At 68.6% G+C, this 25,597-nt stretch carries 30 protein-coding genes; 10 read left to right on the forward strand and 20 right to left on the reverse strand.

All coding sequences use genetic code 11. The features are described 5' to 3' along the window. Positions 1-40: 40 nt before the first annotated feature. The 6 genes from G4X40_RS06305 to G4X40_RS06330 all read right to left on the reverse strand — a co-directional run bounded on the left by G4X40_RS06305 (position 41) and on the right by G4X40_RS06330 (position 4,697). Positions 41-832 carry an SDR family NAD(P)-dependent oxidoreductase gene (locus G4X40_RS06305; protein WP_277830919.1) on the reverse strand — a complete coding sequence of 264 codons (792 nt, stop codon included), beginning with the start codon at positions 830-832 and terminating at the stop codon, positions 41-43. A 56-nt stretch (positions 833-888) separates the two neighbouring features. Beyond that, entirely contained in the window at positions 889-1,653 is a 765-nt protein-coding gene (locus G4X40_RS06310) for a glucose 1-dehydrogenase (protein ID WP_277830922.1), read from the reverse strand. Between the two features lie 18 nt (positions 1,654-1,671). Further along, positions 1,672-1,929 carry a hypothetical protein gene (locus G4X40_RS06315; RefSeq protein ID WP_277830924.1) on the reverse strand — a complete coding sequence of 86 codons (258 nt, stop codon included), beginning with the start codon at positions 1,927-1,929 and terminating at the stop codon, positions 1,672-1,674. A 9-nt stretch (positions 1,930-1,938) separates the two neighbouring features. Next, positions 1,939-3,600, reverse strand: a complete 1,662-nt coding sequence (locus G4X40_RS06320; RefSeq protein WP_277830925.1) for an FAD-binding protein — start codon at positions 3,598-3,600, stop codon at positions 1,939-1,941. Between the two features lie 87 nt (positions 3,601-3,687). Continuing rightward, positions 3,688-4,059 (reverse strand): nuclear transport factor 2 family protein, encoded by a 372-nt coding sequence (locus tag G4X40_RS06325; RefSeq protein WP_277830927.1) that lies wholly within the window; start codon positions 4,057-4,059, stop codon positions 3,688-3,690. A gap of 134 nt (positions 4,060-4,193) precedes the next feature. Next, positions 4,194-4,697 (reverse strand): flavin reductase family protein, encoded by a 504-nt coding sequence (locus G4X40_RS06330; RefSeq protein ID WP_277830928.1) that lies wholly within the window; start codon positions 4,695-4,697, stop codon positions 4,194-4,196. A 142-nt stretch (positions 4,698-4,839) separates the two neighbouring features. On the opposite strand from G4X40_RS06330, the gene G4X40_RS06335 reads away from it, so the two are divergent. Then, positions 4,840-5,562 carry a helix-turn-helix transcriptional regulator gene (locus G4X40_RS06335; protein WP_277830929.1) on the forward strand — a complete coding sequence of 241 codons (723 nt, stop codon included), beginning with the start codon at positions 4,840-4,842 and terminating at the stop codon, positions 5,560-5,562. A gap of 108 nt (positions 5,563-5,670) precedes the next feature. Next, a complete protein-coding gene (locus tag G4X40_RS06340) occupies positions 5,671-6,567 on the forward strand; it encodes an LLM class F420-dependent oxidoreductase (RefSeq protein ID WP_277830931.1) in 897 nt (298 codons plus the stop codon). A 49-nt stretch (positions 6,568-6,616) separates the two neighbouring features. Here G4X40_RS06340 and G4X40_RS06345 read toward each other — a convergent pair whose 3' ends face one another. Next, positions 6,617-7,408: an IclR family transcriptional regulator gene (locus G4X40_RS06345; RefSeq protein ID WP_277830933.1), complete on the reverse strand. Its 792-nt coding sequence runs from the start codon at positions 7,406-7,408 to the stop codon at positions 6,617-6,619. Between the two features lie 242 nt (positions 7,409-7,650). Between G4X40_RS06345 and G4X40_RS06350 the strand changes: the two genes are divergently transcribed. Then, entirely contained in the window at positions 7,651-8,592 is a 942-nt protein-coding gene (locus G4X40_RS06350) for an alpha/beta hydrolase (RefSeq protein ID WP_277830934.1), read from the forward strand. 9 nt (positions 8,593-8,601) lie between these two features. Here G4X40_RS06350 and G4X40_RS06355 read toward each other — a convergent pair whose 3' ends face one another. Beyond that, the gene (locus G4X40_RS06355; RefSeq protein ID WP_277830935.1) at positions 8,602-9,303 is read right to left on the reverse strand and encodes an SDR family NAD(P)-dependent oxidoreductase; all 702 of its coding nucleotides are present in this window, start codon (positions 9,301-9,303) and stop codon (positions 8,602-8,604) included. A gap of 24 nt (positions 9,304-9,327) precedes the next feature. On the opposite strand from G4X40_RS06355, the gene G4X40_RS06360 reads away from it, so the two are divergent. Beyond that, positions 9,328-9,846, forward strand: coding sequence for a MerR family transcriptional regulator (locus tag G4X40_RS06360; protein ID WP_277830936.1), 519 nt, complete (start codon positions 9,328-9,330; stop codon positions 9,844-9,846). Positions 9,847-9,897: 51 nt separating this feature from the next. Here the strand turns inward: G4X40_RS06360 and G4X40_RS06365 are convergent, their stop codons facing one another. The 3 genes from G4X40_RS06365 to G4X40_RS06375 all read right to left on the reverse strand — a co-directional run bounded on the left by G4X40_RS06365 (position 9,898) and on the right by G4X40_RS06375 (position 14,136). After that, the gene (locus tag G4X40_RS06365; RefSeq protein ID WP_277830937.1) at positions 9,898-11,421 is read right to left on the reverse strand and encodes an MFS transporter; all 1,524 of its coding nucleotides are present in this window, start codon (positions 11,419-11,421) and stop codon (positions 9,898-9,900) included. A 251-nt stretch (positions 11,422-11,672) separates the two neighbouring features. After that, a complete protein-coding gene (locus tag G4X40_RS06370; protein ID WP_277830938.1) occupies positions 11,673-12,836 on the reverse strand; it encodes a saccharopine dehydrogenase family protein in 1,164 nt (387 codons plus the stop codon). Between the two features lie 58 nt (positions 12,837-12,894). Then, entirely contained in the window at positions 12,895-14,136 is a 1,242-nt protein-coding gene (locus G4X40_RS06375; protein ID WP_277830939.1) for an NAD(P)/FAD-dependent oxidoreductase, read from the reverse strand. Positions 14,137-14,308: 172 nt separating this feature from the next. On the opposite strand from G4X40_RS06375, the gene G4X40_RS06380 reads away from it, so the two are divergent. After that, a complete protein-coding gene (locus tag G4X40_RS06380) occupies positions 14,309-14,944 on the forward strand; it encodes a TetR-like C-terminal domain-containing protein (protein WP_277830941.1) in 636 nt (211 codons plus the stop codon). A 21-nt stretch (positions 14,945-14,965) separates the two neighbouring features. On the opposite strand, the gene G4X40_RS06385 is transcribed toward G4X40_RS06380, so the two are convergent. The 6 genes from G4X40_RS06385 to G4X40_RS06410 form a co-directional block, all read right to left on the reverse strand. Continuing rightward, complete coding sequence (locus G4X40_RS06385; RefSeq protein ID WP_277830943.1) at positions 14,966-15,721, reverse strand: MIP family channel protein; 756 nt, start codon at positions 15,719-15,721, stop codon at positions 14,966-14,968. A 165-nt stretch (positions 15,722-15,886) separates the two neighbouring features. Then, positions 15,887-16,564: a Dabb family protein gene (locus tag G4X40_RS06390; protein ID WP_277830944.1), complete on the reverse strand. Its 678-nt coding sequence runs from the start codon at positions 16,562-16,564 to the stop codon at positions 15,887-15,889. Then, complete coding sequence (locus G4X40_RS06395; RefSeq protein ID WP_277830945.1) at positions 16,557-16,904, reverse strand: hypothetical protein; 348 nt, start codon at positions 16,902-16,904, stop codon at positions 16,557-16,559. Before G4X40_RS06395 ends, G4X40_RS06390 begins: the two co-directional genes overlap by 8 nt. A gap of 109 nt (positions 16,905-17,013) precedes the next feature. Next, positions 17,014-17,919 (reverse strand): biphenyl-2,3-diol 1,2-dioxygenase, encoded by a 906-nt coding sequence (bphC, locus tag G4X40_RS06400; RefSeq protein ID WP_277830947.1) that lies wholly within the window; start codon positions 17,917-17,919, stop codon positions 17,014-17,016. A 49-nt stretch (positions 17,920-17,968) separates the two neighbouring features. Continuing rightward, positions 17,969-19,147 (reverse strand): acyl-CoA dehydrogenase family protein, encoded by a 1,179-nt coding sequence (locus tag G4X40_RS06405; protein WP_277830949.1) that lies wholly within the window; start codon positions 19,145-19,147, stop codon positions 17,969-17,971. A 39-nt stretch (positions 19,148-19,186) separates the two neighbouring features. Next, positions 19,187-20,347, reverse strand: coding sequence for a Rieske 2Fe-2S domain-containing protein (locus G4X40_RS06410; protein ID WP_277830950.1), 1,161 nt, complete (start codon positions 20,345-20,347; stop codon positions 19,187-19,189). A 244-nt stretch (positions 20,348-20,591) separates the two neighbouring features. Between G4X40_RS06410 and G4X40_RS06415 the strand changes: the two genes are divergently transcribed. The 3 genes from G4X40_RS06415 (at position 20,592) to G4X40_RS06425 (ending at position 22,299) form a co-directional block, all read left to right on the forward strand. Beyond that, positions 20,592-21,251: a hypothetical protein gene (locus G4X40_RS06415; RefSeq protein WP_277830951.1), complete on the forward strand. Its 660-nt coding sequence runs from the start codon at positions 20,592-20,594 to the stop codon at positions 21,249-21,251. 178 nt (positions 21,252-21,429) lie between these two features. Beyond that, positions 21,430-21,921 carry a recombinase family protein gene (locus tag G4X40_RS06420; RefSeq protein WP_277830953.1) on the forward strand — a complete coding sequence of 164 codons (492 nt, stop codon included), beginning with the start codon at positions 21,430-21,432 and terminating at the stop codon, positions 21,919-21,921. A 117-nt stretch (positions 21,922-22,038) separates the two neighbouring features. Next, the gene (locus G4X40_RS06425; RefSeq protein ID WP_277830954.1) at positions 22,039-22,299 is read left to right on the forward strand and encodes a ribbon-helix-helix domain-containing protein; all 261 of its coding nucleotides are present in this window, start codon (positions 22,039-22,041) and stop codon (positions 22,297-22,299) included. 181 nt (positions 22,300-22,480) lie between these two features. Here the strand turns inward: G4X40_RS06425 and G4X40_RS06430 are convergent, their stop codons facing one another. Both G4X40_RS06430 and G4X40_RS06435 read right to left on the reverse strand, forming a co-directional pair. Continuing rightward, positions 22,481-23,005 (reverse strand): GNAT family N-acetyltransferase, encoded by a 525-nt coding sequence (locus G4X40_RS06430; RefSeq protein ID WP_277830955.1) that lies wholly within the window; start codon positions 23,003-23,005, stop codon positions 22,481-22,483. A gap of 102 nt (positions 23,006-23,107) precedes the next feature. Further along, complete coding sequence (locus G4X40_RS06435) at positions 23,108-23,230, reverse strand: hypothetical protein (protein ID WP_277830956.1); 123 nt, start codon at positions 23,228-23,230, stop codon at positions 23,108-23,110. Positions 23,231-23,398: 168 nt separating this feature from the next. Here G4X40_RS06435 and G4X40_RS06440 point away from each other — a divergent pair, with 168 nt between their 5' ends. Next, a complete protein-coding gene (locus tag G4X40_RS06440; protein ID WP_277830957.1) occupies positions 23,399-23,914 on the forward strand; it encodes a hypothetical protein in 516 nt (171 codons plus the stop codon). A 52-nt stretch (positions 23,915-23,966) separates the two neighbouring features. Here the strand turns inward: G4X40_RS06440 and G4X40_RS06445 are convergent, their stop codons facing one another. Then, positions 23,967-24,899, reverse strand: a complete 933-nt coding sequence (locus G4X40_RS06445) for an NADP-dependent oxidoreductase (RefSeq protein WP_277830958.1) — start codon at positions 24,897-24,899, stop codon at positions 23,967-23,969. A gap of 82 nt (positions 24,900-24,981) precedes the next feature. Here G4X40_RS06445 and G4X40_RS06450 point away from each other — a divergent pair, with 82 nt between their 5' ends. Beyond that, positions 24,982-25,578: a TetR/AcrR family transcriptional regulator gene (locus G4X40_RS06450; protein WP_277830960.1), complete on the forward strand. Its 597-nt coding sequence runs from the start codon at positions 24,982-24,984 to the stop codon at positions 25,576-25,578. The last annotated feature ends 19 nt before the right edge of the window (positions 25,579-25,597 follow it).

The raw sequence follows: 25,597 nt of genomic DNA on the forward strand, positions 1-25,597 counted from the left end.
CCGTGGGTGCGCGCCGCGCTTTCGAGACGGCGGGGCTGTGTCAGGCGTGCGTACCGCCGTCGATGCGGATCTCCGTTCCGGTGATGAAGGCGCCGTCGTCGGAGGCCAGCATCGCGACGGCCGACGCCACCTTCTCCGGGCCGCCCATGCCGGCGCCACCAGATTCCAGTGTGGTCGGCAGGATCGGCGACATCTTGGCGAACAGCGACCAATCCGCATCCGCCGGAAGGTATCCCGCGGTGGCGTCGGTGATCCCGGACTTGATGCTGCCGGGGGACACGCACACCGCGCGCAGGCCCTGCTTGCCGTACTCGATCGCGAGCGTGTGCGTGAACGACTGGATGCCGCCCTTGGTGGCGGCATAGGCCGCCATGTACGGATGTCCGAACGTCGTCGAGGTCGAACTGAAGTTGACGATGACCGGCCGCTCACCCTCGAGCAGGGCGGGCAGGCTCTCGCGGACCATCAGGAAGGTTCCGGTGAGATTGATCGTGACGATCTGGTTCCAGGCCGCCAGCGAGGTCTGGTGCGTGTGCGAGGCGCGCAGGATTCCCGCCGCATTCACCAGCACGTCCAGCCCACCGAGCACGCCGACCGCCCGCGCGACGCCGTCGACGACCGAGCGCTCGTCGCCGATGTCGATCTCGGCCGTTGTGAGCGCACCGTCTATGCCGGCCTCCTTCGCCCGGGTGCGGGTGCGTTCGAGTCCCTCGGCCGCCACGTCGACGGCGACGACCGTGCCCCCCTCCTCGAGCAACCGCAGCGCCGTCGCCTGGCCGATGCCGGACGCCGCACCGGTCACCAGGACCCGTTTGCCCTCGAATCGATTCATCTTTCGACCAGCCCTTCACCTGCCACTCGATCGAGCGGTCCGCAGGCGCGAAACCGCTACTGCCCCATCACATATTTGACAGTCGGTCCGGCAGTCCAGCCGCCGTCGACGGCGATCTCGGCGCCGGTCACGTACGCGGCCGCATCTGACAACAGGTAGGTGACCGCGCCGGCGATCTCCTCCGCTTCACCGACCCTGCCCATCGGGGTGTTCGGGTAATTGCCCTCACCCTTCTGGATACCGACCTCGGCCGTCATCGGCGTGTACGTCATCCCCGGGTGCACCGAGTTGACGCGAATCCGGTCGGTACCCAGCTCCACCGCGGCGATCTTGCTCAACCCGCGCACACCCCACTTGGAGGCGCCATATCCCGCGGTGAGCGCGAGACCCATGAGCCCCGCCGCGGACGAGATGTTCACGATCGAGCCGGCCCCGGCCGACCGCATCGGCGCGATCACCGCCTGGATACCGTTGAACACGCCGACCAAGTTGATGTCGAGCACCTTTTTGAAGTGCTCGAGCGGTTCGTGCTCGAGGTACTGGCCGGTCGACACGCCCGCGTTGTTCACCAGTCCGTCGAGGTGGCCGAACTCGGCGACCGCCGTGTCGACCGCGGCGCGCCACTGCTCGGCGTCGGTGACGTCCAGGTGGACGTATCGCGCCGACGGACCGAGCTCGGCGGCGGTCGCCGCACCCTCGGCGTCCAGCACGTCGGCCAGTACGACCTGGCCACCGCCGTCGACGATCCGACGGCCGAACGCGGCCCCGAGCCCGCGTGCTCCGCCGCTGACCAGGACGACCTTGCCGGACAGCTCACTCATCGACACTCCTCGTCCGACTCACCCGAGTACCCCCGGGACCGGGTAGCTGCGCGGCGAGTCGGTGGCGACCTCGCCGCGCTCGACCGCGGCCTCGATGGAGGCGCGCAGCTTCGGGCAGGTGGGAATCCACTTGCTGTGTTCACCTTGCGCGGCCCGCGCGGCGAACTCCGGGCACACCCGCTCGGCGTCGTCGAGCCACTGCACACTGGTGTGCACGGGGCTGTACTTCTCGACCAGAACGCGGTTGCCGCAGCTCGCGCAGCTCACTTCCTGCATGATCGCCTCCTATTTCGCGGCGGCGTGGCGCGCGCCGATGTATCCGAACACCATTGCCGGCCCGATGGTCGCGCCGGCGCCTGCGTAGTCGTTGCCCATGACTGCGGCCGAGGTGTTGCCGACGGCGTAGAGACCGTCGATGACAGTGCCGTCACCGCGTAGCACCCGTGCGTGCTCGTCGTAGACCAGCCCGCCCTTGGTGCCCAGGTCGCCGGCGCGCATGCGCAGCGCATAGAACGGTCCGTGATCGAGTACGTCCAGCACCGGCTGCGGCAGACTCGGGTCGCCGTAGTAGTTGTCGTACGCGCTCACGCCGCGGTGGAAGTCCTCGTCACGGCCATTGCGGGCGAACCCGTTGAAGCGGTCGACGGTCTCGCCGAGCGCACCTGCCGGAACGCCGATCTTGTCGGCCAACTCCGCGACGGTCGGTGCGGTGACCAGCAGTCCGGAGTCGAACCAGGCCTGCGGGAACTTCATGCCCGGCATGACCCCGCCGACCGGGTACCGCTTCTTGGCCCGCTCGTCGAAGATGAACCAGGTCGGCTCGTGGCCGCCGGCCAGCTGGTCGTGCACGAACGTCACGTACGGGGCGGCCTCGTTGGTGAACCGCTTGCCCTGCTGGTCGACGATGATCGCCTGCGGGATGGACCGCTCGGCCACCATGACGACCGCCTGACCGCCCGGCAACTGGAAGGACGGCATCCACCAGGCGTCGTCCATGAGATCGACTGCTGCGCCGACCTTTTCACCGGCGATGATGCCGTCTCCGGTGTTGTCGGTCGAAGCCGCGCTGTAGTCGTCGCGGCCACCTTCGGGCAGGTACTGCTTGCGCATGTCCTGGTTGTGCTCGAAGCCGCCGGTCGCCAGCAGCACACCCTTGCGGGCGCGGATGCGCGTCGACTTGCCGTTGCGCTCCGCGACCACGCCGAGCACCGCGCCGGAGTCGTCGTTGATCAGCGACTGCATCGGGGTGCTCAGCCACACCGGGACGCCGGCGTCGTTGAGCGCGAGGCGCAGTCGCGCGATCAGCGCGCGGCCCAACGTCTCCATGTGCCGCCGCAGCAGGATCGCCTTGACCGCGTTGAACCCGGTCTTGAGCGCCGCGCGCCGGGCCTTCCACGTGCGCATGACCATGTTGAGCTGGACGAAGTCCTTGGACGTGATGTACAGCCCCGGCGGGGTAGCGAGCGCGGCCGACCGCAGCGACTCCTCGTCCGCGCCGAGCTTGCGCAGGTCGACCGGCAGTGGCTCGATCGAGCGGCCGTTGGGGCGACCGCCCGGCGCCTCCGGGTGGTAGTCCGAATACCCGGTGCACCACTGGAATCGCAGGTGCGGACCGCAGTCCTCGAGGAACTTGAGCATCTTCGGGCCCTCGTCGATGAACGCGTCGATGTTCTTCGACGGTACCCGGTCACCGACGACCGCGTCGAGGTACGCGCGCACGTCCTCGCGGGTGTCGCCGCGCCCTTCGCGCAGCAGCGTCGGGTTGTTCGGCACCCACACCCCGCCGCCGGACAGCGCGGTCGAGCCGCCGTAGACGTTCGCCTTCTCGATGACGAGGGTGTCGAGGCCACCGTCCGCTGCGGCCAGCGCGGCACTGAACCCGCCTGCGCCGCTGCCGACCACGAGGAAGTCGACCTCGGTGTCCCAATCCTGTTGCTTGCCGGTCATGACAGACTCCTCTGGGGTCACTTCTGGGTGGGGTCGATGTGAACCGCGTTCACTCGAAAGTCGCTGTGCACCAGTTCATCTGTCATGTCAGGACACCACCAGATCGTCCGGCGACCAGAAGGCGCGCATGCTGGTGATCGACGCGTCGTCGCCGAACGTCATCACGTCGATCGGCTCGATGGTCATGGTCTGTCCGCCGACCTTGGTGACCACACGGAAGTGGAAGGCCGCGCTGTTGCCGGCCACCCGGATCGCCAGCAGGTCGGTGCTGCGCTCGGTCTGCTCGATGGCCGAGTAGAACTTCTCGATCGCCGCGCGGCCCCGGTTGGGTTCGCTGCCGACCGGATCCTCGACGGTGGCGTCGGCCGCGTACAGCGCAGCGATGCTGCGCCCGGTGCCGGTGGCCACCTCCTCGAGGTACTTGCGCACTGCCTTGGTGACGTCGTCGGTGGTGGCCATGGCGATCTCCTACGGGGTCGAGCCGGAGTCCCGGCGGCGCCCGATGTGGCACCGCTCACGTATCACCGTCGACGCTAGGCACGGGTCGCCCGACCCGAAATCGGCTCTCCCGACGAGCGGGAGAGCCGACGGTTTCAGTCGGCGAAGCTGCCGAACTTCCCCTTGTAGAACAGCAGCGGACGCTCGTCGCGCAGGGCCTCGAGACGGGTCACCCGGGCGATCACGATGGTGTGGTCGCCGGCGTCGTGCTCGTGCTCGACGGTGGCTTCGACGCGCGCGATCACACCGTTCACCGCCGGCGCCCCGTTGGCGCCGGGCGCCCAGTCGACCCCGGCGAACTTGTCGGCGCCGCTGACCGAGAAGCCGCGGCAGAGCTCGCCCTGGTCGTGGGCGAGCACGTTGATGCACAGGTCACCGGCGTCGCGCAGGCGCGGCCAGCTCGTCGAGGTCCGCGCGGGGCAGAACGAGACGTACGGCGGGTCCAGCGACAGCGACACGAACGACTGGCAGGCGAACCCGTGCGGCTGATCGCCGTCGTGCGCGGTGATCACCGTGACTCCGGTGCAGAAGTGGCCGAGCACCGAGCGCAGTTCGGCGGGGTCGAGCGCCAACGGGTCGGCGGCATCGGTCTTGATCATCACGGCTCCCTCGGGCTCGCGTACAGGTCACCTCAGCGTGGCCTGCACCCCTGTTCGGACGAAAGCGACCGTCCCACCCAGCGGCCTCAGCACACTACGCGAGAAAACCTGGACACCTGACCAAACTTGATAAGATCCGTGGGTGTCTGCACCCCAGCCCGCCCAGACCTCCGGCTTCGCAGGTCTGCGCCAGACCAGCTGGGCGTTGCTCGGCCTGCTGGCCTGGGGTGACGAGCTCTCCGGTTACGACCTGAAGAAGTGGGCCGACTACAGCGTCCGGTTCGTCTTTTGGAGCCCGTCGTTCAGCCAGGTCTACTCGGAGCTGAAGAAGCTCGAGAAGGCGGGATACGTCTCGTCCCGGACGATCGTCGAGGACGAGGACCGGGTCAAGCCCAAGCGGGTCTACCGGATCACTCCTGCCGGACTCGACGTGCTGCGCGAGTGGTCGGTGGAGGCACCGGTCGACCTGCCCGTCCTCAAGCACCCGACGATGCTGCGGTTGATGTTCGGATTCCTCAGCGAGCCCGAACAGCTCAAACACGTGCTGCGCGAACACATCTCCTACGTCGACGGCATGAGCCGCCAGGCCGCCATCGACGTCCGGGATACCAGCAAGGACCCGGAATGGGCATTCCAGAACCTCGCGTTGCGCTGGGCCGAGCGCTATTACGCCGCCGAGCGGGAACTGGCGACCGAGTTGCTCGACGAGATCGACGCGACGTTCGAGAAGGTTCAGCAGAGCGGTTCCGAACCGGGTCAGCCGCCGGTTCGCAGGCCCGGGTCGCTGCGCGGGATCGCCAAGCGGTACGACGCCGCCGAGTACGAAGAGGCAGCCCGGCGGGAGCTGCCGAGCGACGACGCCTGACGATCACCGCTGCGGCCGGCCGATGTGGAAGCCGATCGCCCGGATACCGAGGCGACCGAGTTGATCGGCCGCCGTGCGCACCTCGGTGGGCGTCGATAGCGTCGGGGCATGGATTTCGCAGTGATGACGCCGGCCGAAACCGGCAAGACCTCGGACCCGCAGTGGATCGGCGAGTACGCGCGGCATGCGGAGGCGTGCGGCTTCGAGTCGATCGTCGTGGTCGAGCACGCGGTGGTGGTCAGCCGCTATGCGAGCACGTATCCGTATGACGTGTCCGGGAAGATGGGGCTGGCCGACACGTGCCCGATCCCGGACCCACTCGATCTGCTGGCCTACCTGGCGGGGCAGACCACCACCCTCGGCCTGGCGACCGGGGTGCTGGTGCTGCCGAACCACCATCCGGTGCCGCTCGCGAAGCGGGCCGCCACCGTCGACCGGCTCTCGAACGGCCGGCTGCGCCTGTGCATCGGCGTCGGCTGGATGCGCGAGGAGATCGAGGCCTGCGGCACCGACTTCGAGACCCGCGGCCGCCGCGTCGACGAGTCGATCCAGGTGATGCGCGCCCTGTGGGAGGACACCAGCGACGAGGGCGTCACCTTCGACGGGATGTTCTTCCGGTTCGCCAACGCACTGTCCTACCCGAAGCCCGTGCAGTCGGGCGGCGTCCCGATCCACATCGGCGGGCATTCGAAGGCCGCGGCGCGCCGCGCCGGGCGTTTCGGCGACGGCCTGCAGCCGTTGGGCATCGTCGGAGACGAGTTGCGCAGCGCGGTCGCGCTGATGCGCGAGGAGGCCGAGCGGGCGGGTCGCGACCCGTCGGCGCTCGGACTGAGCCTCGGCCACCTGGTCGCCAAGATCAACCGTGAGCGCGCGGAATCGCTTGCGGCCCTCGGTGCCGACCGGGTGGTGCTCGCCCCCAGCGGCACCGCCGATCTCGCCGAGGCGAAGGACGAGCTCTCGGCTTGTGCGGAGCGCCTCGGCCTGACCGCGCCCGCCCTGCGCTGACGCGTTGACCGGATGCGGGCCCGACCGGGACCGCGTTCAGGCGCGGCGCTCAGGCGACCGAGTGCTCGACGCTCGGCCGCGCCATGGCCTCCGAGGACAGGGCGCGCCAGGCGCCGGCGGCCGCGACCCGCACGGGCGCGGCCAGCCGGTGGTCGAGCTTCATCTGGTTCGACGGTCCGCACACCGAGATCGCGCCCACCACGTTGTTCTCGGTGCCGATCGGCGCGGCCACACAGCTCACCCCGGTCAGCGCCTCCCCGCGGTCGAAGGCGGCGCCGCGGTCGCGGATGTGCCCCAACTCGGCGTGCAGTTGCGGCGCGGAGCCGATGCTGAACGTGGTCTTGCGCTGCAGCCCCGCCGCCAGCACCCGGTCCACCACGGACTGCGGCGAGTAGGCGAGCAGCGCCTTGCCGACGCTGGTGCAGTGCGCCGGCTGCCGGCCGCCCACCCGCGACGGCAGGCCCATGCCGAACCGGCCGCAGATCTTCTCCAGGTACACCACATCGGTGCCCTCGAGGATCGCGAGATGCACGACGTAACCGGTCCGGCGGTGCAACTCGTGCAGGAACGGCAGCGCGGCCTGATGGATCCGATCTTGGTGCACGGCCAGAGAACCCAGTTCGAACAGGCGCATGCCCAGCTCGTAGTCGCGGCCGGAGCGGCGCAGCCAGCGCAGCTGGACCAGGCGCTCGAGCATCCGGTGGGCCGACGATCGCGGCAGCCCGGTGCGACGCACGATCTCGGCCAAGGTCAGCCGTCCCGGTCCATCGAACGCGTCGAGCAGCAGCGCGGCGCGGTCCAGTCCAGCGGTGGGGGTGACCTTGGTCGAGGAGGTGGTCATGTGCGCTTCTCCGGTGTCGAGCTGCCCGGGATCGCCAGCAGCTTTGAATGTGAGGGGCACCACGTATTGTAAATAGGCATAGTCCGACTAGCAATATGCCGATTAGATACACAGGCGATGTCCAGCTGACACCTCCTCGTCGGCATCGGGCAACGGAATGTCCGCTGGGAGGGAAACACCGTTCCTGCGGGTTGCCTGTCGATCTAGCCTGGCCCAGATCTGCGCCCGGAGAAGGAGCTTTCATGACATTGCACCCGGAGGTCGCCACCATGCTGGCGACGCTCGACGCGAGTTTCCCGGACGTGACCGCCCAAGCGCCGCAACAACTCCGCAGCTTCCTGCGGGATCGACGCGCCCCGCTTCAGCGGCAGCCGGACATGCGGGAGGTGCACGATCTGACGATCCCCGGACCGGGTGGAGCGCTTCCGCTGCGGGTCTACCGGCCGCACCTCGACGGCACCCCGGACGGCCGGGCGCTGCCGGTCGTGGTGTTCGCGCACGGCGGCGGGTTCGTGTTCTGCGACCTCGACAGCCACGACGAGTTCTGCCGCTCGATGGCGCAGGGTGTGGGCGCGGTCGTCGTGTCCGTCGACTACCGGCTGGCCCCGGAGCACCCCGCCCCGGCCGCACACGACGACATGCACGCGGCGCTGGTGTGGGCCGCGGAGCATGCCGCCGAGTACGGGGGAGACCCCGCGCGGATCGCGCTGGCGGGCGACAGCGCCGGGGGTAACCTCGCGGCCACGGTCGCCATCGCGGCCCGCGACCAGGGCCGACCGGCCGTCGCCGCCCAGGTGTTGATCTACCCGGTGATCGACGACGACTTCGACACCGAGTCCTACCGCCGGTACGGCACCGGGCACTACAACACCAGCAAGGCCATGCAGTGGTACTGGCAGCAGTACGCGCCGCACGGCACCGACGACCCCCGCCTGGTGCCCAGCAAGGCCCAGTCGCTCGCCGGGCTGCCGTCCGCGGTGGTGGTCACCGCTGAGCTGGACCCGCCGTGCTCTTCGGGCGACGACTACGCGCGCCGGCTCGCCGAGGCGGGGGTGGCGGTGCGCCACCACCGCTTCGAGGGCCTGTTCCACGGATTTCTCACGGTGCCGACGCTGTCGTTGACCGGCCCTGCGCGACAAGACCTCTGGGCGATGATGCGTGGCGCGCTCGGCGCGGAGTCCTGAGCCGGCCGCTCACCACGGGATCGGACCGGCGACGTCGAACAGCCCGCCGGTCGGGCCGTCGGCGCCGATCTGCGCCATCCGCACGATCACCTCGGCTCCCTGCTCGACGGTCTGACGACCGTTCTGGCCGTTGAGGTCGGTCTTGGTGAACCCCGGCTCGACCGCGTTGATCCGCATGCCCGGGAACGCCGTGGCGTACTGCACCGTGAGCATGTTCACGGCCGTCTTCGACGCCGGGTAGGCGACGCCCCGATAGCCGTGCCCGCGGCCGGCGGCGCGCTGAATCGAGCCCAGCCCGCTGCTGACGTTGACCACGACCGGGGTCGTGGACCGCTGCAGTAGCGGGAGAAACGCGTGCAGGACGCGGACCGTACCGAACACGTTCGTCTCGAAGGTCTGCGCCACCAGGTCGGCGGTGGTGTCGGCGGCGCCGATCACCTCGTCGGTGTCGGTCCATTCGGGTGCGATACCGGCGTTGTTGACCAGGACGTCCAGCCCGCCGTCGGCCTCGATCGTCGCGACGGCCGCCCGCACGGACCGGTCGTCGGTGACGTCGAGTCGGACGGGCTGCGCGCCCAGTTGCGCGGCGGCCAGGCGCCCGCGCTCGGCGTCGCGGCTGCCCATGTACACGGTGTGACCTGCGGCGACGAGACGGCGGGCGGTTTCGAAGCCGAGGCCCTTGTTGGCTCCGGTGATCAAGGTGGTTGTCATGGCACCGACGCTAGGATCGAGAGCGTGCTCGAAGTCAACACGTCGGCCGGCAACATGTCGGCCGTCAACACACCGGCCGCGGCGCACGCTCCGGTCCCCGCGCAGGGTGTGAGCATCGCCGAGGCGTCCCGCCGCACCGGGGTGAGCGTGCACACCCTGCGCTACTACGAGCGTGCCGGCCTGGTCATCACCTCCGTCGGCCGCAACTCCGCCGGACGGCGGCGCTATCGGCAGGTCGACCTGGACTGGATCACCGTCTGCACCCGCCTGCGGGCGACCGGCATGCCCATCAAGGCGATTCACCGTTACGCCGAACTGGTCTCGGCCGGTCGGGGCAACGAGCAGCAGCGACTCGCACTGCTCGAGGACCATCGGGACGAGATCACCGCGAAACTCGCAGAGCTGCAGCAGGATCTCGCGCTCATCACCCACAAGATCGACATCTACCGGGCCCGGCTCGCCGCCGGCGACGCTCATCGGCTCTGGGCGGTCGAGGATTCGAGCGCGGATTCACCTGCACGCACGCACAACTCAGCCGAGTAGGCGGCACCGTCGGAGCCGACGGTGCCGCCCGGGTGTGGAGCTGTCCTGGGCTCAGAGCAGGAGCGCCGCGGCCGGCGTCGAGGTGTCGCTGCCGCCCGACTCCGCCGCGAGTTCCTGCAACTCGGCCGAAGCCTCGGTCTTGCGCGGCAGGGCCAGCGCGGCGACCACACCGACGACGGCCGTGCCGGCGGCGATCAGGTAGCCGATCGAGATCCCGGTGTCCGAGTAGAACGCCTGCCCCTGCAGCACGGTGGCGATGTGCGAGTTGAGGACGGCGAAAGCGATCACCGGCATCACGGCAGGCAGCACGTTCTGCGACACGGACGCCAGCGCACCGGTGGTCGCCTGCAGCGACTGCGGAACCACCGTCAGCAGCAGGTTGGGCGTGCTGGCGTAGCCGATTCCGGTGCCGAGACCGACGATGGCGCCGAACACGATGACCATGCCCTCGTTGCCGTGCGACAGCGCGGTCACCGCGGCACCCACGGCCATCAGCCCGAGCCCGACGACCATCAGCACGCGCGGGTCGACCCGCTTGACCAAGCGGCCGACGACGACACCACCGAGCACCGTCGCGGCGGCCAGCGGTGCCTGCAGGTAGGCGAATCCCTCTGCGTCGACACCGAACCCGTAGCCCAGGCCGAGTTCGCTCGGCGACATCGCCATGAACGGCAGGACGATGGTGAACACCGCGATCGCGCCGTAGACCAGGCCACTGGCCAGTGCGGTCAGCGCGACCGGACGGTTCATCAGCAGCCGGGTGTCGATCAGCGGCTGCTTCACGCGCCGCGCCGACACCAGCCAGGCGCCCATCAGCACGAGTCCGCCGACGAGGTAGGCGACGGTGCTCGCGTCGGTCCAGCCCCAATCCGGGCCGAAGCTCACCGCCATCAGCACGCCGGCCAGGCCCAGGCCGAGCAGCACCGCACCGACCCAGTCGAGGCGCGAGCTCAGCCGGACGGGCGACTCGTCGGTGGTCAGCATGATCACCGGGGCGAGCACCACCAGACAGATCAGCGTGAACCAGAACAGGCTGCGGAAGCCGAAGTTGTCGATGAGCCAGCCGGCCAGGAACGGCGCCGGGATGGCCACCAGGCCCATACCGCTGATCGAGACGCTGACCGACATCGCGACGGTTCGCGGCGGGAACACGTCACGGATGAGCGTGTAGACGAGAAATACTGTCGGGCTGAGCATTCCGGTCAGTGCACGACCCACCACCAGGATGGCGAACGACGGTGCCAACGCCGAGAGCAGCGAGCCGACGGCGGCCAGGCCTATGCACCACAACAGCAGCTTGCGTTTGCCGTGGGTATCCGCGAGCCGGCCGATCAGCGGTGAGGTCACCGCACCGAGCAGCAGGAACGACGTCAACAGCCACGCACTCTGGGTGGTGTGGAAGTTCGCCGAGATCTGCGGCAGCGCAACCGAGATGAGCAGGTAGCTGATCGACAGGAGTTCGAGTACCAGCGCCATCGAGAACAGCGACAGGATCACCTTGGGTGACCATCCTGCGCCCGAATCCTCTGCCGGACCGCGGGTCTCGATGTCTGGGGTGGAGCCGAAAGAGTTCATGCCTGTGGTCCTTCCGGAACGGATGGGAACACCGCGGAGCGCACGACACAGTGGTCGTGCCCGAAATGGCGGTGGAGAGTTGAGATGACCTGCAATACCGCGTCATCGACGCGGATGTTGGAGGATCCGGGACGTTCCCGCAGCAGGAACGACGTCCGGACCCGCTTCCCCCAGAAGGTGCTGCGCCTCATTGCCCGCAAGTGGATTCGCGAACCGCTTCCGGCCGCGAATCCACTTGCGGCCCAGATGGATCAGTTGATCTTTGTGGTGGTGGTGATCTGCTTGGTCAGCGTGATCCCGCATTCTTGGAGAACCCCGGTCACGAAGGGTTCCGGATCGAAGCACGCCTCGGGCGACATGAGGCCCTTGCGGGTGACGCGGCCCTCGAGCACGGCACGCACCGCGGCGGCCGCGGCCCGGGGGGTGGGGTCGTGCGACAGTCCGCCGGTGTAGACGATCTGCGTCTCGAACTGCGCCCGGGCGGGCTCGCCGCCGATCTCGCCTTCGGCGACGATCTGCATGACCGTCCCCGGCATGCGGGAACTCTCCACGGCCAGGCCGCGCTCGCCCTCCGCGGTCGCCATGAACCGGGCCAGGAACTGGCGCGGTGAGATCGGGAGGCCCTCGATCTCGTTCGGATCGGTGAGTCCGAGCTTCTCGAACAGCTGCCACATCTCGTTGCCGGCCTGTTCGAACCAGGTGTAGCGGACGGTGGCATTGAGCAGCCCGGGCACGTAGGTGCCCAGCGTGATGCCCTCCGGGTGACCCATGTAGCCGGCGTCGACGGTGGTGTCGAACGGTGCCCCGAACGTGGTCGGCCGCGGCCCGCCCCACGCCGGCACCGAGCGGATCTCGCCGTCGATGAACTGGCGGACGTCCCCCGACATCGAGTGCAGCATGTGCTCGTTGATGGTCGCGCCCATGTTGACCATGTAGGGGATCGCCATGGTCACGTCGACGCTGTGGGCGGAGTCCAGCGACTCTGCCGCCCAGCGACCGATCAGGCTGGTGATACCCGGCGCGTAGCCCATACCGAAGATCACGCTCACGCCGGCGGTCTTGGCGGCCTCGTCGAGGTCGGTGGCCCGGACAAGCTGCTCGGCGACATCGAACTCGTCGCAGACGTCGACGTAGTTCACCCCGCAGTCGACCGCCGCGCGAATGATCGGCATGCCGAAGCGGTAGAACGGCCCGACGGCGTTGAACACCACATCGGCACCGGTGATGGCCGACCTGATGCTCGCCGGGTCGGTAGCGTCGAAATGGACAGCCTTGCCGCCCAGCTCGTTTGCGAGCGTGCTCGCCTTATCGAGGTCGATATCGGCGATCACCAGTTCGTCGTAGCTGCCGGTGGGCGCGAGGAGCCGTGCGGCGGCGGCGGCAATCGAACCGGCGCTGAGGATGACAAGTTTCATGTAAGTGGATGCCTCTGGGTGAAGGGTCGTGTTGATGGCGAGCCCGAGCGCGCCGGGCTCAGGAGACGGTTTGCAGTTCGGATTCGATGTCGACGTCGGCCCAGCGGGCGGCGAACACGTCGCCGGGGATGCCGTCGGTCCAGTGTCCCGACATGGTGAGTTCGGCTGCCAGGCGGCCGATCTCGTCGGCGGCCATGACCCCGCGCTCGCCCTCGATCACCACGGTGGTGCGGTCGTCGACCAGGTCGATGTACGGCAGGTCGGTAGGGGTGTCGCAGACCATGCAAGGCCGGACCTTCGCGGGTCCGAACTCCTGGCCGGGCATCAGCTCGGCGAGCAGTTCGAGGGTCTCGGCGATGTCCTCGGTGCGACCACCGGTGCGCACCCACGCGGCGATCTCGTCCGCGGTGTTCAGCGGGTTGTCCAGCAGGCTGCGGCCGGAGACCTTGACGTACCACTTGCCGTCCGGGTAGCGCAGCGGGGACATCACGATGCCGCCGAATCCGAGCTGTCCCGCAACGGATTTCAGATACATCATCGCCGGCATGTCGACCTTGTCCGGATCCGGGACCTCGACCAGCACGACCGTCGCGCCGTAGGACTGCATCTGCAGCGGCCGCGGCAGCAGTCCGGTGACGTTGGCGGCGGCGCCGGTCGCGATGACGACCTTGCCCGCACGCCAGGTGGCGCCGGACTTCCCGGTCAGCACCGTGTCGTTCCCCGCCTCGGTGAGATCGGTGATCTCGTCGCGCGCCAGGACCGCGCCGGCGGCCGTCGCGGCGGTGAGCTCGGCGCGCACCAACTCACGCGGATTGACGATGAACGCGTCGCGCTGGACCACCGCGACGTGGCCGGTGGGGAACCGCAGCTGCGGGTACTCGCGGCGCAGTCCGTCCTCGTCGAACGCCTCGACCATGACGCCCAGGTCCTCGGCGTTGCGCAGCAGCCGGTCGCGGTCGAACCACAGGGAGACCTGCGGGTTCTCGGACGCGTCGGGCAGCACCGCGAGCGAGTGTGTGGGCGTGGTGAACTCGACACCGCTGCGCTCGCGCAGCTCCGGGAACCGGCGCATCGACCGGGCGGCGAGCAGCGAGGTCACCAGCGGCACCTCGAGCACGTGCCCCAGCCGTCCCTGGTCGTAGTAGCCGGCCCACACCCCCTGGTGGTCCTCGAACCCGGCGGGCTCGTCGGGCCCGACGACGAGGACCGCGGCTCCTCGGTCGGCCAGGTGCCGGGCGGTTGCGGCACCGAGCGGTCCGGCGCCGACGACGGCGACGTCGAAGCGAAGTTCGTCCTGCATGTGGATCTCCTTTGGCGGTCCGTGCGCGCGGCGGCGCACAGTGGGACCCGAAGCACACCGGCACCTGACAGTCCAGGCCGGTCGATGAAGAATGTGATCCACATCATGTGCGCCCAGGCGCATAAAGTCAACAGTATGTATCGTTAAGACTGAGTTTTGGGAGGAAACCACAGTGAACACGCAGGTCGAGGACGGCTCCACGGACGAATCCGCACAGGAGAAGGCATCCTCGGGACGGGTCCGCACTCGGTCCGGCGGGCGCAGCGAGGAGGTCCGCCGCGCGGTCGGCCGGGCCTGCCTGTCGTTTCTGGCCGAGGGGCGCATCGACTTCACGACGGTCGAACTGGCCGAGCGGGCCGGCGTCACCCGCAAAACCGTCTACCGCTGGTGGCCCACCCACAAGGACCTGCTGATCGAGGGTCTGTCGATGCACGTGCGGCAGATGACGCCGCCCGACACCGGCAGTTGGGAGAGCGACGTGCGCGAGTTCGCGCACCTGATCGCGGGATACGCCGCCGATCCCGTCGAGACGGCCACCTCGGCGCTCATCGCCAGCAGGCGGTTCCCCGACTTCGGCGACCTCGTCGTCGAGCAGTACCGGCCGATGCGCGAGGGCTGGCAACGCATGGTGGAACGGGCCGCCGAACGCGGCGATGCCACCACCGAACACAGCCCCGAGGCGGTGGTCAACGCACTGATCGCGCCACTGTTCCTGGCGCCGTTGATGATGGGCCGGAAGGCTACAGACGAAGAGGTCGAGCGGACGGTCGCCATCATTCTCTCGGCGACACGTCCGCCCGAACGGTGAAAAACAGTCGAAAATCCGACGTCAGGAGACGCTGGCCTCAACCTTCTCGTGCGCGGCGGCCGACACCTCGGCCTTGCGCGGGTACAGGTAGAGCATCACCAGTGCGGCGATGGCGCCACCGACGAGCGGGGCCACGATGAACAGCCACAGCTGGCTGAGCGCGTCGCCGCCGACGAACAACGCCGGACCGATGCTGCGCGCGGGGTTCACGGAGGTGCCCGTGAGCGGGATGCCGACCAGATGGACCGTGCCCAGCGCGAAGCCGATCGCCAGGCAGGAGGCGACGGTGCTGGCGGCCTTGGACGTCACGGCCAGCACCACGGCGACGAAGATGAAGGTCAGCACGACCTCCGCGACGAAGGCACCGCCGAGGCCGAGGTGGATCATGGAGGCGTCGCCGTAGCCGTCGGCACCGAGGCCCTGGTGTGAAGTCGAGTATCCCGTTGCACCGGAGAACATTCCACGCAGGACTGCCGCGCCGGCGATGCCACCTAGGATCTGCGCGACCCAGTAGCCGATCGCCTCGGTGACCGGTATCCGGCCCGACACCAGAAAGCCCATCGTGACCGCGGGGTTGATGTGCGCACCGGAGATCGGTCCGATCCCGTAGGCCAGGATCAGCATCACCAGGCCGAAGGCCAGGGCGGTGACGACCACCCCGGCGGAGGTGCTGCTGCCGGTCATGTCGAACCCGAACGACAGCGTGGCGGCGCCCACTCCGATGAAGACGAGTAAGGCCGTTCCGAGGAACTCGGCGAACAACTTGCGGGCATCCATCGATATCTCCTGATCACAGTAGATCCGGTCAACAGGGTGACCGCTGAAGAACCTCTGAAAGCGCGCGCGCAGCGTCGACGCTACCCGATGTGACCCGTTGTCACAGGTTTTACCGATCTCGGTTGCGTAACCCTCGCAGCGACGACCCGGCCCGTCCTCCGTGGTCTAGTCGAGTGGCGACAGCAGGGTCGGCCCGGGTGCGGGCCACTCGATGACCGGGCCGTCCAGTGCGCAGTAGGTGTGGCACACCCGGTCCCGGACGATCACGTCGGGACACTCGGGGTCGAACCAGCGGTCCACGACGGCCCAGTGCACGGGATGGTTCAGATACGGGCCGGACAGCCCGGCGAGATCGTCGAACTCCTGCTCCCACACGTGCGTCCACGCACAGGGGCCCTCGGCGACGTCGACCCGGCTGAGCTGCCAGGCGTGCATCGCGGGGACGAAGGCCGGCATCCGCAGCAGGTCCCGCTCGAAGCTCTGCACGACGTCGGGCGGGGCCGACGGGGCGACGCGCAGCAGCAGCGCTCGGTACACGCCGTTGCCGGAGGGACCACCCTGACGCCTGTCGCGCTGTCCCGCAGCAAATTCCGCTCCGTGTACCCGGTCGGTCCCGACTGCGGCGAGAGCGTGGTCGATGCCCGCGCGGGCATGACGCCAGGCTGCTGCGTCGGCGAATCGGAGCCGCACGATCAGGTCCCCGCCGTTGATCGTGCCCGGCAGAGTGGGGGAGACCTGCGCGTGGGTGGCACCGGCGGACAGTGCTGCACGGCGGAGGTTCTCGACGGCGTCGGCCAAAGATGCATCGTCGCGGTGATGGACGATCCGGATGACCTCATACACAGCCGAGCACCTCGACGTCCTCGTAGCCGGCGGCCATCTCGCGCGACCGCTCGACGATCAGCTCGTCGACCGCCGTCCACCACCGGGCCGGCGCCGGATCTCCGCGCCCGGACCGGGTCATGTCCCACCACGCGCCGACGCCCTCGACCGTCCAGGTGATGGTCACCGTGTTGGCCTGGTCGCCGGACCACAGCGGCGGGCTCACCAGGATCCGGTCGAGCGTCATGCCCCGGCGTAATGCACCGGGCGCATAGTCGGCGAGGTACGCGTCGACGAACTCGCGGGCTCGGCCCGGCCTGGTGGTCACCCTGTCGACGACGAAGATCCTCTCGCCTACCATCGTCTCCTCGATCTGCGGAAGTCTCTGTGCTGATTCGAAACAGTCTGTGACGCTTCAAGAAAGCAGCGGACCCCGGACGGGGAGCATCGTCCGGGGCCCGCGGTCTCGCCTACATCGCCGCCAACGGCTCGCTGCCGGACCAGTCATGGCCCCAGTAGCTGTCGGCGGTGATCTCCTCGGCGGAGTAGTGGGTCTCGTCGACCTTCATTCCCTCCGTGCCGAATTCGATGTCCCAGCCGCCGGGCGCCCGGACGTAGAACGACACCATCTTGTCGTTGGTGTGCCGGCCGAGCGTCGAGGACAGCGAGAAGCCGTCCTTGGCGACCCGGTCGAGCGCCTGACCGACCGCGTCGAGGGTGTCGACCTCGACCATGACGTGGATCAGGCCGGGCGCGCCGCCGTGCGGGGCCGGGCACAGCGCCAGGCTGTGGTGGCGCTCGTTGACCCCGAGGAAGCGGATGCGCACCGGACCGAACTCCGGCGGGGCCGGGATCCGGAACGCGCCGCGAGGCAGGAAGCCCAGCACGTCGGTGTAGAAGGAGAACGCGGCCGGCGAATCCATCACCGGCAGCACCACGTGGCCCAGGCCCTGCGCGCCGGTGACGAACTTCGCCCCGAACGGGGTGACCACCGGCGAGTGATCGAGCACCGCGCCGTGGAACACCTCCAGCGTGGCGCCGGTCGGGTCGATGAAGGTGATGGCCTCCTCGACCCTCCGGGCGTCGGCCTCCTCGACCGACAACGGCTTGACCGCGACGCCGGCACGCTCGACCGTCTCGCGGACGCGCTGCAGCGCCGCGCCGTCGCGGACCTCCCAGCCGATGGTGACGATCTCGTCGGTCTCGCCGGGCACCACGATGATGCGCGCGGCCCGCTCGTCCATCCGCAGGTACAGCGCGTCGTCGTCCGGGCCGCTGCCCTGCGCGAAGCCCAGGACATCGAACGCGAAGGTGCGCCAGCGGTCCATGTCGTTGGTCTGGACTTTGAGGTAGCCCAGCCCCTTGATGTCAGTCATTCCCTTGTCCCTCTGGTGGTTCCGGAAGAGCTGGTCGCCTCTACGGCGGTCAGATCATCGCCTTGAGCGGATCGGACGGATCGAAGCCCATCGAGCTGAGTGCCGCTGCGTGGTAGACGGTCGACGGCACGTGGATGGCGTGGTTGAGGCCGACGTGTGCGTCGCGCCAGAAGCGCTGCAATGGATTGGCCTCGCGCACCGCGTTGCCGCCGGAGCGGGCGAAGATCTCGTCGACCGCCCGCACCGCACGCCACGCGGCGCGCACCTGGGTGCGGCGGCCGGCCGCACGATCGGCAAACGAGACCTCCTTGCCGGAATCGACCCTGTCCCACATCTGGTCGACGTTGGCGAGCAGTTCCTGGCGCGCCGCGTTGATGTCGGCCGCGGCCTCGCCGATGGCGAACAGCACGTACGGGTCGTCCTTGATAGCGGTGCCCTGGGCGCCGACACGGCCGCGCTGGTAGTCCAGGTGGGCGGCCAGCGCGCCCTCGGCGATGCCGACCACCGCGGACGTGATGCCCAGCGGGAACATGTTCGACCACGGCATCTTGTACAACGTCTCGGTGACGCCGTACTCCTTCTGGGTGGTGCCGTCGATGACCTGGTCGCCGTTCATCACCCGGTAGCTGGGTACGAAGGCGTCCTTGACGATGATGTCCTTCGAGCCGGTGCCCTTGAGCCCGACCACGTTCCACGAGTCCTCGACAATCTCGTAGTCGCTGCGCGGCAGGATCATGTGCAGCATCGTCGGTCCGGTCGGGACGCCGTTCTCGTCACCGATCAACGCGCCCAGGAAAACCCAGTCGCAGTGGTCGGTGCCGGAGGAGAACTGCCAGCGGCCGCTGAACCGGTAGCCGCCGTCGACCGGGATCGCGACGCCCTGCGGGGCGTAGGGGGAGGCCATCCAGGTGTCGTTGTCGGCACCCCACACCTCCTCCTGCACCTTCGGGTCGGCGAAGGCCAGCTGCCACGGGTGCACGCCGACGATGCCGCACACCCAGCCGCTGGCGCCGTCGCACGAGGCGACCTTCATGACGGTCTCGGCGAAGTCGCGCGGGTGGGCCTCGAAGCCGCCGAACTTCTTGGGCTGCAGCATCTTGATCGGGCCGGCGGCACGGAGCTTCTTGGCCGTGTCGTCGGGCAGCTTGCCGAGGCGCTCGGCCTCCTCGGCCTGCGCGCGCAGATCGTCGGCGAGCGCGACGATGTTGTCCAGTACCTGGTGGGTCATTTTGTGCGGTTCCTTGTGTACGTGTGTGATCCGGTGGGATCAGGCATCGGCGGCGGTCATCACGTCGCCGTTGGCGATGTTCTCGGCGACCTCGGCCTCCCAGCTCTGCACGGCGCGGGTGGTGTCGATCTCGAACTCGAAACGCTTGGTCATGTCCTCGGTGACGTTCTCGACGTCCTCGTAGAACTGCTGGTACCAGCGACGCAGCTGGTAGACCGGGCCGTCCTCCTCGGAGAGCAGCGGGTTGTCGATGCGGGTCTTGTTCTTCCAGATCTCGACGTCCTGCTCGAACCCGACCTTGACGCCCTCGGTGAACTTCTCGGCCATCGCGGCGTTCTCCTCGTCGGAGAGCATCGGCAGCTTCTTGACGATCGCGCCGTACTGCAGCTTGAACGAGTTCGCGGAGATCGGGTAGTGGCAGTTGATCAGCACCGTCTCGATGAGCTGGCCGTTCGCCTCGCTGTAGAGCCAGTCGATCATGTACGACGGACCGAAGTACGAGGCCTCCGACCGCAGCGTCGAGTTGGGGTCGTCGTAGTTGGTGCCGACCTCGATGTCCTGGCGCGGGGTGGAACTCATGTACTGCGTAGCCACGTGATCCTCGAAGACGTTCTTGAAGAAGCGCGGGAACGCGTAGTGCACGTAGAAGAAGTGCGCCATGTCGACGACGTTGTCGACGATCTCGCGGCAGTTCGAGCCGGTGACGATCTGGGTCTGCCAGTTCCAGTCGGTCCACTCGTCGGTGCCGTAGCCCTCGAGCTGCGGGATGGTGACGCCCGCCGGCGGCGGGTTGCCCTGCGGGTCGTGCCAGACGAACAGCTGCCCGTTGCGCTCGAGCGTCTCCCAGCCGCGGGTGCGTGCCCGCATCGGGACGCGCTTGGCGTACGGGATGTCCTTGCAGCGGCCGTCGCCGCCCCAGCGCCAGTCGTGGAACGGGCACGCGATGGTGTCGCCCTTGATGGTGCCCTGGGACAGGTCGCCGCCCATGTGCCGGCAGTAGGCGTCGAGGACCTTCAGGTCGCCGTTGCTGTCCGCCCAGACGACCAGCTTGGTGTCGAACGCCTCGATCGAATGCGGCTTGCCATCCTTGAAGTCCTTGACCAGACCCAGCAGGTGCCATCCGCGCGCGAACCGCGTGGGGTTGCCGCCCGACTCGATCATCCTGACTTCGTCGTCGACATCAGTCGAATTGACCGTCATTGCTTCCTCCGCTCTACGACCTGAGACATCCGCAGGTGTGGTTCAGGTCATAGTCGGCCGACGGCAAGGCGGATGACACGCCCGTCTCCCGCTGAGCGAGAGGCTTTCCTAAACGACCGCCGAGCGCCCACCCGCAGGGGTAAAACGCCCGGTCAGCGGGACGCGGCAGCGGCTGACGACGGCAGACGGGTCTAACGTGGAGGGCGGCGTCACCGGGAGAGACGTCAAGAGAGCGAGGAATGCGATGAGCACACTGACCGCATCGGAAGAAGCCCGGGTCCTCTGGGCAGAGGTGCCGTGGACGCTGGCGGCACGGTCGCTGTGCACGCAGGCGCTGCCCACGAGTGCCGCGAGCCCCTGGGGGACCGGCGGCGAGCTCCCCACCGCGGACTGTGCGCTCGAGCAGGACTTCGTCTTCCACGGCCCGCCGCCGGAGGCGGGGGACACGCTCTCGGCTTACACCGAGGTCTCGGCGCATCCCGGCGGTTCGCCGGCGGACCGGACGCTGCTGACCCGCTTCTGGGACAACGACGGCCGGCAGGTGCTCGAGGCGTGGACCAACGGCGCGGACGTGTCCGCGTTCACCTCGCACCACGCGCAGGTCACCGTGGTGTCGGAGCCGGCCGCGCTCGGGCGTCCCGACGCGCACATCGCCGACGTGCTGGCGTCGTTCGCCGCCACGAGGTTTCCCTCGGAACAGTTGCGGCGCTTCAGGACTCGAGTGCGGCTGCTGTCGGCACCCGAGCACACCTGCACGGCGTACGTGGTCCAGCGCTACGTCCAGGACGGCGAGACCCGCGTCGACGTCGAGCTGACCTGCACGCTGCCCGACGGTACGGTCGCCGCGCAGGCGTGGGCGAGCGTCGCCGAGGACGAGGCTCTCCCGGGTACGCGTATCGGGTAGGGCTCGTGGGAGCTCCTCGATTCGAATCGGCAAAGGGCACAACGGCGCTCCAGTCCAGCAGATCGATCAACCGGACACCCGTAACAGCAATCGGTTCGGTGTATCACCGGCTACGCTGCGCAGCCCACTCCGGAGTGGGCTGACGGAAGGGCGACGCGCCCCGCCGTCGGACGGTCGGATGATCGACCTGCGAGCGACCGCCGACGAACTCGAGGCCAAGGGCACCCGGCTGAGCATCGGCGGACTCATCCACGATCCCACCGACCCGACCGACCCCACCGGGAAACTGTTCTTCGGGATGCTGTCCCTGATGGCGGAGTTCGAGTCCGACCTGATCAGGGCCCGCGCCCGCGAGGGCGGGGCCGAGGCAAAGAAGGCCGGTCGGCTCAAAGGTAACAACCGAACCTCTCTGTCCTGCAACGCAAACACCTGCTCGCGAACTACGACTCCGGTGACTACTCCGCCGTTCAACTCTGCGAGATCAGCGGCCTGTCCCGCTCCGCGAGGTACGCGGCACTGCAACGAGCCAGGGACGAGTCGGTCAGGTCCTGACCGCGACGCCGGCATCGCCGATCCCCACACGGCCCGCCGTCTCGACCACCCCGGACAGTGTCTCGAAAGTCGCGCCCGTAGCGAGTCGGTGACACCTCGTGGTGGAACGAACTCATGAGACGCCGCCGGCCAGGGATCGGTCTGGTACCTGCCGGCCGGCGGCGCCCGGCGCCACCTTCTCGGGGCTGGTCAGCGCCTGTAGTCGAGGACCTGTTTTCGTAATACAATAATCGCTATGGCTGAGGAGACGATCAAGGGAACACCCGTCACGGACGGGATGATCCAGGATTGGGCGGACGAGGCTGAGGCTGGCTATGACGTCGAGAAGCCGCGCAAACGTGGCCGACCGACCATCGGTGACGGCCCCGGAGCGGTGGTGCCGGTGCGGATGGATGCGGCGTTGCTCGAGGCGCTCAACGCCCGCGCCGAGCAAGAGCGTGTGTCCCGGTCCGAGGCGATCCGCGAAGCGGTGCGTGCCTGGACCCAGGTCGCGTGAAGGCGCATAGATCCGCACTCAAACACGGGATCAACGAAGACGACGGCTCTACGCCGCCGAGCACGCTGTGTACCTGGTCGACTTGGATGACGGGAGATGATCGTCTTTGCTTGCGCGAAGGCGATCTCGAAGTCTCGTTCTTGCCCGGGGCGGACGGTAAGCAGTGCATGTTCGAGGACCATCAGCCGCGCACCGCCGACGACTCGCGCAGACGCGCGGCAAGTCGCCGATTTACCTGCGGCCAGTCCTCGGCGGTAATCGAGAACATGACCGAGTCCCGCACGGTGCCGTCCTCACGGCGGAAGTGCCGTCGCAGCGTCCCCTCATAGCGGGCACCGAGTCGGGCAATCGCCCGCTGGGAGCGGCGATTTCGGACGTCGGTCTTGAGTTGCACGCGGCCGGCGCGGAGCGTGTCGAACGCGTACCCCAGCAGCAACCACTTGACCTCGGGGTTTACTGCACTGGACCACACCGCGGGTGTGTACTTCGTCGACCCGATCTCAAGGCTCGCATCGCGGACGCTGTCCGCAAAGTAAGAGGTCGACCCGACGATCGCGCCGGCCGCCATGCCTCCGATGCCGCGCCGCAACCGTACGGTCCACGGATGCCACTCGACGGATGCGAGCCGGTCGATCAGCTTTCGCGCGAGCTGTTCCGGGTCACGAGGGCGGCCGGGCACGTGGGCCCACACGGCGTCGTGGATCACGCCGCAGCGGGTGAAACACGGTGGAGTCGTATCCGCGACGCGGTCCCGAGCCGTTGCCTTCGCGCTGGGGACCTGCGCCGCGGACCGAATGTGCCTGCTCGGCTACGTGCCCGAGGTTCCGCCGGTCCCGTCGCCGCCGGTACCCGTGCCGCCGCCGGGCGCGGCTCCGGCGAGGATGCCGATGATCTTCTCGATGATCGTGTTCCAGTCAATCTCCGAGGACATGAACGCCTCCCTCTCGATCCGTTGTGTTTACTGATCAACCCATGGGCGCAAGCTCATTCGTACCGCACCTGCCGGGTTCGCGCGCGTCGAGACGGAAATCTGTCCGCTGACCGGGACGCTGTAGCAAGATCGGGGACAACCCACTGAACCGAAGGCAAGGACGAACGTATGCGATTGATCTCCCGGGCCGCGCTGGTGACGGCAGCTGCGATTCCGTCGGCAGTGCTGGCCCCGGCGATGGCCTCGGCGGTCACGCCGGGCGACGTCTCCTACAGCTACTCGGTCCGCGGTTCGACGGTCACCAACACGATCATCAACCACTCGGGTGCTCCGCTGACGTGCGGGACGTCGCTCGCGCCGGCGCCCGGCGGGGTGCTGCCCCCGGTCGCCGGCGTGATCGCCGCCGGGCAGACGCTCTACGACCAGGGCGTCATCCCGGTCGGCACCGCGACACAGACCGTCACCGACATCCCGGCCGGTTCGTACGTCGTGTTGGCGACCTGCAGTCGTTCCGACGGCCTGAACTCCGGCATGTGGGTCTCCGCGTACCCCGGAGTCGACCCGTTCCTCAAGGCCTTCCCGCTGCCCGTCTTCACGGTTCGGCAGGCCTCGAGCATCGTTTCCGTGCCCGGTGACGGCCCCGTGCCGCCGCCTCCGGGCGTCTCGGGCCCGTTCGGCAGCTGACCACCCCAATGTCCTGAGGCCCTGCGGTGGGATGCAGCCGCGGCTCCGGTGTTCACACCAGCCGAAGGACCAGTTTGCCGCCGGCCCGGCCGGACAGGCTCAGCTCCGCGGCCCCGCGCCAGTCCTCGAGCGGGACGGCACGCGCGACCGGCACCGTGAACTCGCCCTTCGCCGCCAACTGGGCGTAGTCGCCCAGTGTGCGGCCCGGGTCGTGGACCGTGTTCGCGCTGAACTGGGTTCGCGCACCCAGTTCGTGGGCCGCGGCGAAGTCGCTGAGCGTCAGCACATCGGCCGGCTTGCCGACCGTCCGGACGACCTCGGGCAGGCAGTTGCTCACCGGTGCCGCATCCAGAGCGAGGTCGACCCGGCCACCGGCCAACTCCAGGATCCGCTCAGCCATGCCCTCCCCGTAGGCGGTGATCTGGGCGCCCAAGGCGCGCAACGCGTCGGCATAGGTCTTGCCCGTGGAAGCGATGACCCGGGCCCCCCGCCGCAACACCATCTGCACCGCGGCATATCCGACAGTGGTGCCCGCACCATTGACGAACACGGTGATGCCGTCGGCGGATTCGGGGACGCCGAGCCCGGCCAGGCCGTGGTGGGCCGTCTCGACCGCCATCGGCAGCGCGGCGGCGGCGACCGGATCGAGGCCCGGCGGACGGGGAAACCAGCGGTCCAGAACCGCGTGGTCGGACGCACCGGCCGTTGATGACCGGAACGGCACCGGGCCGAGAACCGCGTCGCCGATCTCGACGCCGGCCACTCCGGAACCGAGCGCATCGACGGTCCCGGACACCTCGAGCCCGATACCGCGAGGAAGGGTGCCCGCGAACAGTCCGTCGCACAGCGCCCAGTCCGCGGGGTTCAACCCGCAGGCCTGGACCGCGATCCGGACCTGGCCCGGCCCCGGCGTGGGAATTTCGGCCTCGTCGAGCCGGACGACGTCGAGCGGCGGGCCGTATTCGTGGAAGCGAAGGGTGCGCATGATGCCTCCTAATCAATGACAGCAGGTGCTGTCGTCACTCACCGTAGCTGACGACAGCATCTGCTGTCACTATGCTGAGCGCATGGCACGATGGGAAGGCAATACGCGCGCACGCCTGGAGCGAGCGGCACTGGAGCTGTTCGCCGAACAGGGCTACGACCGCACGACGGTCGCGCAGATCGCCAAGCGAGCCGGACTCACCGAACGGTCCTTCTACCGCTGGTTTCCCGACAAGCGCGAGGTGCTGTTCGGCGGGGAGGAACTCGAGCAGTGCTTCGTCGGCGCCATCGAGGCGGCCCCCGAGGGCGCGGATCCTCTGACCATGCTGATGGCCGCATTCGGCAAGGCGCCCGAGGTGATCCGCCCCCGCGAGTTCCTGCGGGAACGATCCGCGGTCATTTCCGCCAATCCGCCTCTGTTGGAACGCGAGCTGATGAAACTCGCCACCCTCTCACAGGCCCTGATCTCCGCGCTGGAGCGGCGCGGTGTCGAGCCGCGGACCGCGCGACTGGCCACCGACGCGGGCATGGCCATCCTCCGCCAGACCAGCCGCCGGTGGGTGTCCGACGAGAATGCCGATCACGCCCGACTTCTGTCCGACAGCGCCGCGGATCTGTTGGCCGTCCTCACCTCAGGTGCGCAGAACGACTCGGGGGACGGGTCGGGTCGCCACGGCTGATCCGTGCTTCGTGACCGAA

This window comes from Speluncibacter jeojiensis (assembly GCF_029589495.1).
Classification (GTDB): domain Bacteria; phylum Actinomycetota; class Actinomycetes; order Mycobacteriales; family Mycobacteriaceae; genus Speluncibacter; species Speluncibacter jeojiensis.